Raw genomic sequence first — 7,701 nt, 5'->3', positions numbered from 1 at the left:
GGGCGCGCCGAGTTCTTTCTCCAGCACTTCCCGGTCCTGCGTTTTTTCGTTCATGCCATCGACGCCGACTTCGAGGCCGCGCAGGGCTTTCTGGAACGATTCCTGGAAGGTGCGGCCCATGGCCATGACCTCACCGACCGATTTCATCTGCGTGGTCAGGCGTGAATCGGCGGTCGGGAATTTCTCAAAGGCAAACCGGGGAATCTTGGTAACGACATAGTCAATGCTGGGCTCAAAGCTCGCAGGCGTGGCGCCACCGGTGATTTCGTTGCGCAGCTCGTCCAGCGTGTAGCCCACGGCCAGCTTGGCCGCCACCTTGGCAATCGGGAAACCGGTGGCCTTGGAGGCCAATGCCGAGGAACGCGACACGCGCGGATTCATCTCGATGACGACCATGCGGCCATCGACCGGGTTGATCGAGAACTGCACGTTGGAGCCTCCGGTGTCGACGCCAATCTCGCGCAATACCGCGAGCGAGGCATTGCGCAGGATCTGGTATTCCTTGTCAGTGAGGGTCTGGGCCGGTGCCACGGTGATCGAGTCGCCGGTGTGCACGCCCATCGGGTCCAGGTTTTCAATCGAGCAGACGATGATGCAGTTGTCCGCGGTGTCGCGCACCACTTCCATCTCGTACTCTTTCCATCCCAGCAGCGACTCTTCAATCAGCAGCTCGTTGGTCGGAGAGGCTTCCAGGCCGCGCTTGCAGATGATTTCAAACTCTTCCGGGTTGTAGGCGATGCCGCCGCCCGTGCCGCCCAGCGTGAAGCTGGGGCGGATCACGGTCGGGAAACCGACGGTTTTCTGCACGCCCCAGGCCTCCTCCATGCTGTGCGCAATGCCGGAGCGCGCCGAACCGAGCCCGATCTTGGTCATGGCGTCCTTGAACTTCAGGCGGTCCTCGGCCTTGTCAATGGCTTCGGGCTTGGCGCCAATCAGCTCGACGTCGTACTTTTCAAGCACGCCGTGGTGCCACAGATCGAGCGCGCAATTAAGCGCCGTCTGGCCGCCCATGGTTGGCAAAATCGCAAAACCACCGGGATTGAGCTGCCGCTCCTTGGCGATGATTTTTTCAACCGTCTGCCAGGTGATCGGCTCGATGTAGGTCACGTCGGCGGTAGCCGGGTCGGTCATGATCGTGGCCGGGTTGCTGTTGATCAAAATGACCTTGTAGCCTTCTTCGCGCAGCGCCTTGCAGGCCTGCACGCCCGAATAGTCAAACTCGCAGGCCTGGCCGATGATGATGGGGCCGGCGCCGATGATGAGAACGGATTTGATGTCTGTGCGTTTAGGCATTTGTATGTTTTTCCATCAGTGCCGTGAAGCGGTCAAACAGGTATGAAATGTCGTGCGGGCCGGGCGACGCCTCGGGATGGCCCTGGAAGCAGAACGCCGGCTTGTCGGTGCGGGCCAGGCCCTGCAGCGTGCCGTCAAACAGGCTGACGTGCGTGGGACGCAGGTTGGCGGGCAGGGTTTTGTCATCCACCGCAAAACCGTGGTTCTGGCTGGTGATGCTGACACGGCCATTGTCCAGGTCCTTGACGGGATGGTTGGCCCCATGGTGGCCAAACTTCATTTTGAAGGTTTTGGCGCCACAAGCCAGCGCCATGATCTGATGGCCCAGGCAGATGCCGAAAGTCGGGATACCGGTTTCCATCAACTCGCGCACGGCCACAACGGCGTAGTCGCAGGGCTCCGGGTCACCCGGGCCGTTGGACAAAAAGATGCCGTCAGGTTTGAGCTTGAGCACGTCGGCGGCCGGGGTTTGCGCTGGCACCACCGTGACGCGCGCGCCGCGTTCGGCCAGCATGCGCAAGATGTTTTTCTTCACGCCGAAGTCAAAAGCCACGACGTGGAATTTTGGGGTGATCTGTACGCCATAACCCGAACCCAGCTTCCACTCGGTCTGTGTCCACTCGTAGGTCTGCTTGACGGAAACCACCTTGGCCAGGTCCAGACCCGCCATGCTGGGCGCCCCTTTTGCTGCGGCAATGGCCTTGTCGATGGCCGCCTGCGTCACCGCTTCGCCCTGGCCCAGCGCCATGATGCAGCCGTTTTGCGCGCCCTTGGTGCGCAGGCGGCGCGTCAGCTGGCGGGTGTCAATCCCGGCAATCGCAACGGTTTTCTCTTTGACCAGGTAATCGGACAGGGTCATGGACAGGCGAAAGTTGGAGGCCAGCAGCGGCAGGTCCTTGATGATCAGGCCGGCTGCGTGGATTTTTTCGGCTTCGACGTCTTCGGCATTGATGCCGTAGTTGCCGATGTGCGGGTACGTGAGTGTGACGATCTGCTGGCAGTAGCTCGGATCCGTGAGGATTTCCTGGTAGCCGGTCATGGCGGTGTTGAACACCACCTCGCCGACCGTGGAGCCCGCGGCTCCAATCGAGTTGCCGATAAAGACCGTGCCGTCTGCGAGCGCCAGAATGGCGGGAGGGGTAGTCTGGTGTGTTCCCTGTAGCGACAAAAGCACTGGGTTCTCCGGGTTGGTTACGGTTCGCCCAAGCGTGCACCAAAAAACGTCTTTGAAAGACGGTTGCAGGCTGCTTTTGTAAGGGTGTTGGCTTTGAGTGCGCTCGGGCGAAGCTGTGATTTGAAAAGCCACTGATTATAGCGTGAGACCGGGTCGACCTACCCCCTGATGACGGGCAAACGCGGCCACGGCGACGGCAGGCAAAAATCAGGACGCCGCAAGCTATCATCCACCGAATGTCCCGATCTTCCGCCCTTCCAGCCTGGTCCCTCATTGCGCCACTCACAGGCTGGTGCTTGTTGGGTAGCCTGTGGCTCATCGGCGGCGCCGGCGGCCCGTTCATTGCCTTGCTGGCGGCCGGGATGCTGGCTTGTGTGCTGGCGGCGGTGCACCATGCCGAGGTCATCGCGCATCGGGTCGGCGAGCCTTACGGCACGCTGGTGCTGGCGGTGGCGGTCACCATCATTGAGGTGGCGCTGATCGTCTCGCTGATGCTGACGGGCGGCCCCTCGACCACGGCGCTGGCCCGCGACACCGTGTTTGCCGCCGTGATGATCATCCTCAACGGCATGGTGGGACTGTGCATGCTGATGGGCGGCAGCCGCTTTGGCGAGCAGCGCTTCGGCTTGTATGGCGTCAGCGCATCGCTGGCCACGCTGGCCGCCATTGCGGTGCTGACCCTGGTGCTGCCCAACTACACCACCACCGTGGCCGGGCCGTTTTACAGCGTCGGGCAGCTCGGTTTTATCGCCGTGGTGTCCCTCGTGCTCTATGGCACCTTTGTGCTGGTTCAGGCGGTGCGCCACCGGGACTATTTTTTACCCAAGGAAGCCGCTGCTGACGAAGAGGCCCATGCCGCGCCGCCCAGTGGCCGGATCGCACTGGCCAGCCTGGGGCTGCTGCTGGCCTGTCTGGCGGCGGTGGTGCTGCTGGCCAAGTCGCTGGCACCGGCCATCGAAGCCGCGGTGGCCAGTGCGGGCGCGCCCGTCGCCGTGGTGGGCGTCATCATTGCCGCTGTCGTGCTTCTGCCCGAGGGCCTGGCCGCGCTGCGGGCCGCGCGGGCCAACCGCCTGCAGACCAGCCTGAATCTGGCACTGGGCTCCGCGCTGGCCAGCATCGGCCTGACGATTCCGGCCGTGGCCATGGTTTCCCTCGCCACCGGCTGGACCCTCACGCTCGGGCTGGATGCCAAGTCCTCCATCCTGCTGCTGCTGTCGCTGTTCGTGGCCACGCTGTCGCTGGGAACGGGACGAACCACGGTGCTGCAAGGGGTGGTGCACCTGGTGATTTTTGCGGCTTACCTGTTCACGACGGTGATTCCCTGAGGGGCGGTTGCGCGCCGGGGCAGGCAGTCGTCGGCTGGGGCTCAAAGCCGGCCGCGCTCAAGCCTTCAGGACTATCGCGTCAGCGAACTCGAATACAGGCAAATCGCGGCAGCCGCCGCCACGTTGAGCGACTCCTCGCCGCCGGGCTGATCTATGCGCACCTTGAGGCTGGCTCTGGCCATCAAATCGTCGCTGACCCCCTGCCCTTCATGCCCCATGGCCCAGGCGCAGGGCATGGGGATGGCTTGCTGGTGCAAAAAGCTGCCGTGGTGTGAACTGGTGACGACGATGGGAACCTGCAGGGCTGCCAGCGCGGCGGGCTCGATGCTTTCGACCAGGCGCAGGCCAAAATGGGCGCCCATGCCGGCGCGCAGCACCTTGGGCGACCACAAGGCGGCCGTGCCCTTGAGCGCGATAACCTGGGCAAAGCCAAAAGCCGCCGCGCTGCGCAAAATGGAGCCGACGTTGCCGGCGTCCTGCACGCGGTCCAGGATTACCGAGGCGGTATGGGTCAGCAGCTCGGCCTGCGCCGGCAGCTCCATCACAAAGCCCATGCGCGCGGGTGACTCCAGACCACTGATTTCCGGCAGCAAGGCATCGGAAATTACTATGTTTTTGATAGCTACATGTGCCCATTCTGTATTGGCTAGTGGCCAAAAAGACTCCGAAAACACGGCCAGGGCGGGCTTCAGGCCACGCGCCAGCGCGGCGCGGCACAGGTGGTCGCCTTCCAGCCAGACGCGCCCCTGTTTGCGGTAGGCCGTACTGTCTTGCGAGAGCTTGCGCAGCTCCTTGATGAGCGGGTTGTCGCGCGAGCTGATGTGCGTGAGCGGGACTTCAACGCCGCTGCTCACCGCAACACCTCGGCCACCGGCGCAAACGACCGGCGGTGCTGCGGGCAGGCCCCGTGCTCGCGCAGCGCCGCCAGATGCACTGCCGTGCCATAGCCTTTATGGCCGGCAAAACCATACTGCGGATACTGCAGGTGAAACTCGGCGCACCAGCGGTCGCGGTAGACCTTGGCCAGTATCGAGGCGGCCGAGATGGCCGGCACCAGCGCGTCGCCCTTCACAATCGCCTCGGCCAGAATGTCCAGCGTGGGCAGGCGGTTGCCGTCCACCAGCACCTTGTTGGGCTTCAGGCGCAGGCCGTCCACCGCGCGCCGCATGGCCAGCAAGGTGGCCTGCAGAATGTTCAGGCTGTCGATTTCCTCGACGCTGGCCTGGGCGATGGAGCAGCACAGGGCCTTGGCGCGGATTTCGTCGTAGAGTTTTTCGCGCCGCAGGACGGTGAGCTTTTTCGAATCGGCCAGGCCCTGGATCGGGTTCAGCTCGTCCAGGATGACGGCGGCGGCCACCACGGGCCCGGCCAGCGGCCCGCGCCCGGCCTCGTCCACGCCGGCCATCAAGCCCGGCGTGTACCACGACAAAGCGGTTTGCTCAGCCTTCAAGAATTTTCTGGATTGCATCGGTCGCCAGTTGGGAAGTGTCGCGCTGCAGCTCTGCATGCAGCCGGGTAAAGCGTTGTTCAACAACCGCTATTTTGTCAGGTGCCGACGATTTGGCATCGAGCCATTGCAGCAGCGCGCTGGCCAAGGCTTCCGGGGTGGCCGCCTCCTGCAGCAACTCCGGCACCACAAACTGTTCGCACAGGATATTGGGCAGACCGACCCAGGGCTGCAGCTGCTTGCGCCGCATGATCTGCCAGGACAGCCAGTTCATGTTGTAGGCAATCACCATGGGTCGCTTGAACAGCGCAGCTTCCAGCGTGGCGGTGCCACTGGCAATCAGCGTGACGTCACAGGCGGCCAGCACAGCGTGCGACTGGCTCTGCACGATCTGCACATCCGCCCGAACGCCCGCCTCCCCGGCCAGGCGTTCAATCTGGCCTTGCAGCAAGGGCACCGCCGGCACTACAAATTTAATAGCAGGTTGCGCACGTTTTACCAAGGCTGCAGCCTGAAAGAACCGGTTGGCCAGGTATTCGATCTCGGACTCGCGGCTGCCCGGCAGGATCGCCACTACCGTATCTTCATCGCGCAAACCGAGTGCAAGCCGGGCGGCGCTGCGGTCCGGCTGCAGCGGAATCACGCTGGCCAGCGGATGGCCGACATAGGTGGCGGCAATGCCGTGCGCCGCCAGCAGGGCCGGCTCAAACGGAAAAATACACAGCACATGGTCAACGCTGCGCCTGATTTTTTCGACCCGGTCGGCGCGCCAGGCCCAGATCGAGGGGCAGACAAAGTGAACCGTCCGGATGCCCTCGGCCTTGAGGCCGGCCTCCAGATCCAGGTTGAAGTCGGGCGCGTCCACCCCGATGAACACATCGGGCCGCTGCGCCAGCAGGCGCGCTTTAAGCTGCTTGCGGATGCCAACGATCTCGCGGTAGTGGCGCAGCACCTCGACATAGCCGCGCACCGCCAGTTTCTCGCTGGGCCACCAGGCCTGAAAGCCGCGCCTGGCCATCTGCGGGCCGCCGATGCCGGCTGAGGTCATGAGAGGCCAGCGCGATGTCAGGCCATCGAGCAGCAGACCGGCCAGCAGGTCCCCAGAGGTTTCGCCCGCCACCATGGCAAACATGGCCCCCACGCTTTTCACTTCGTGTAGTGCGCTGCCCCCCGAGGGGGCTGAACTTGCTTGGGGCGGCCCGGCGCGGCGTTCGATGGCCCCCACACTTGCCACTTCGTGAGACTGAGTCGTTTCGCTTCCCCTTTCATCGGGACACGGGGCTATTTTTCCTAGGGGCGGCCCGTCGGAAATATGCGCTGCTCCCACGCTCGGCACGGGCTTGATCGGGCCTGGCATGAACGCCTAGCGGACGATGCCGCGCTGGGGTGGGGTTTGCTGCAGAAAAGAGAGCATCATCTGCACGTCGGGCGCCGACTCCGGGTATTTTTCGGTCAAGCCGGCAATGCTGGCTTTGGCATTTTCCAGCGTCAGGTCATCGCGGTACAGCGCCTTGTGCATGGCCTTGACGGCGGCCAGCCGTTCCGCCGAGAAACCGCGCCGGCGCAGCCCTTCGAAGTTCATGGAGCGTGCGCCCGCCGGCTGGCCCTGAGACATCACAAAAGGCGGCAAATCGGCAAACAGCAGCGAGCACATGGCCGTCATGCTGTGCGCGCCCAGCCGCACAAACTGATGCACCACAGTAAAGCCGCCCAGAATAACAAAATCGCCCACATGCACATGGCCCGCCAGCTGCGAGTTGTTGGCAAAAATCGTGTTATTGCCAACTGTGCAGTCATGCGCCAGATGCACATAGGCCATGATCCAGTTGTCGTTACCGACCCGGGTGACGCCACTGTCGCCTGGCGATCCGATATTGAAGGTACAAAACTCGCGGATGGTATTGCGGTCACCTATGACCAGTTCGCAAGGCTCACCAGCGTATTTTTTATCCTGTGGAATCGCACCTAGCGAGTTAAATTGAAAAATACGGTTGTCGCGGCCTATGGTGGTGTGCCCTTCAATCACGCAGTGCGGGCCAATAGTGGTGCCAGAACCCACTTTTACGTGGGGACCAACAACCGTGTACGGACCCACGCTTACGGTGCTGTCGAGCTCAGCCTGCGGATCAACCAGTGCAGTCGGATGAATGTTCATCTTGTCCAGCTGAGATCAGGCGATGGTGCGCATGGTACACATCAGCTGCGCTTCGCAGGCAATGTTGTCGCCGACGCGCGTGATACCCGTGAACTTGAAAAGACCAGACTTCAAACGATCAAGTGTCACGTCCATGATGAGCTGGTCGCCTGGCTCAACGGGGCGTTTGAAACGGGCGGCATCAATGCCGGCAAAGTAGTACACGGTTTTATCATCGGGGGCTTGCCCCAGCATGTCGAAGGCCAGCAAGGCAGCGGCCTGCGCCATCGCCTCAAGCATCAGAACGCCAGGCATGACAGGGTAGTGT

The 7,701-nt window shown here is 62.7% G+C and carries 8 protein-coding genes; 1 reads left to right on the top strand and 7 read right to left on the bottom strand.

Annotated elements, in window-relative coordinates; all coding sequences use genetic code 11:
* The coding region (gene carB / locus RMO23_RS11465) for a carbamoyl-phosphate synthase large subunit (RefSeq protein WP_309681564.1) at nucleotides 1-1,293 on the bottom strand (1,293 nt) is incomplete at its 3' end.
* Nucleotides 1,286-2,467, bottom strand: a complete 1,182-nt coding sequence (gene carA / locus RMO23_RS11460; RefSeq protein WP_309681561.1) for a glutamine-hydrolyzing carbamoyl-phosphate synthase small subunit — start codon at nucleotides 2,465-2,467, stop codon at nucleotides 1,286-1,288. The genes carB and carA, both read right to left, overlap by 8 nt.
* A gap of 236 nt (nucleotides 2,468-2,703) precedes the next feature.
* Between carA and RMO23_RS11455 the strand changes: the two genes are divergently transcribed.
* Nucleotides 2,704-3,792 carry an ionic transporter y4hA gene (locus tag RMO23_RS11455; protein WP_309681559.1) on the top strand — a complete coding sequence of 363 codons (1,089 nt, stop codon included), beginning with the start codon at nucleotides 2,704-2,706 and terminating at the stop codon, nucleotides 3,790-3,792.
* 71 nt (nucleotides 3,793-3,863) lie between these two features.
* On the opposite strand, the gene RMO23_RS11450 is transcribed toward RMO23_RS11455, so the two are convergent.
* The 5 genes from RMO23_RS11450 to RMO23_RS11430 all read right to left on the bottom strand — a co-directional run.
* Nucleotides 3,864-4,646: an RNA methyltransferase gene (locus tag RMO23_RS11450; protein WP_309681557.1), complete on the bottom strand. Its 783-nt coding sequence runs from the start codon at nucleotides 4,644-4,646 to the stop codon at nucleotides 3,864-3,866.
* The gene (gene rnhB, locus RMO23_RS11445; protein WP_309681556.1) at nucleotides 4,643-5,260 is read right to left on the bottom strand and encodes a ribonuclease HII; all 618 of its coding nucleotides are present in this window, start codon (nucleotides 5,258-5,260) and stop codon (nucleotides 4,643-4,645) included. The genes RMO23_RS11450 and rnhB overlap by 4 nt, the downstream gene beginning before the upstream one ends.
* Nucleotides 5,232-6,362 carry a lipid-A-disaccharide synthase gene (gene lpxB / locus RMO23_RS11440; protein WP_309681565.1) on the bottom strand — a complete coding sequence of 377 codons (1,131 nt, stop codon included), beginning with the start codon at nucleotides 6,360-6,362 and terminating at the stop codon, nucleotides 5,232-5,234. The genes rnhB and lpxB overlap by 29 nt, the downstream gene beginning before the upstream one ends.
* Before the next feature lie 240 nt (nucleotides 6,363-6,602).
* A complete protein-coding gene (gene lpxA, locus RMO23_RS11435) occupies nucleotides 6,603-7,394 on the bottom strand; it encodes an acyl-ACP--UDP-N-acetylglucosamine O-acyltransferase (protein ID WP_309681554.1) in 792 nt (263 codons plus the stop codon).
* A gap of 15 nt (nucleotides 7,395-7,409) precedes the next feature.
* Nucleotides 7,410-7,701 (bottom strand): 3-hydroxyacyl-[acyl-carrier-protein] dehydratase FabZ (locus RMO23_RS11430; RefSeq protein ID WP_309681552.1); only part of this gene is annotated, 292 nt, incomplete at its 5' end.

Source organism: Polaromonas sp., assembly GCF_031411155.1.
Taxonomy (GTDB): Bacteria; Pseudomonadota; Gammaproteobacteria; order Burkholderiales; family Burkholderiaceae_C; genus Polaromonas.
The sequence above is the reverse complement of the archived record's forward strand: the minus strand, read 5'-3'. Positions and strand labels throughout refer to the sequence as shown.

What these genes read in the sequence shown, in the direction of transcription:
- RMO23_RS11455 (WP_309681559.1), top strand. Translation starts at nt 2,704, where the DNA reads ATGTCCCGATCTTCCGCCCTTCCAGCCTGGTCCCTCATTGCGCCACTC.
- rnhB (WP_309681556.1), bottom strand. Translation starts at nt 5,260, where the DNA reads ATGCAATCCAGAAAATTCTTGAAGGCTGAGCAAACCGCTTTGTCGTGG.
- lpxB (WP_309681565.1), bottom strand. Translation starts at nt 6,362, where the DNA reads ATGGTGGCGGGCGAAACCTCTGGGGACCTGCTGGCCGGTCTGCTGCTC.
- lpxA (WP_309681554.1), bottom strand. Translation starts at nt 7,394, where the DNA reads ATGAACATTCATCCGACTGCACTGGTTGATCCGCAGGCTGAGCTCGAC.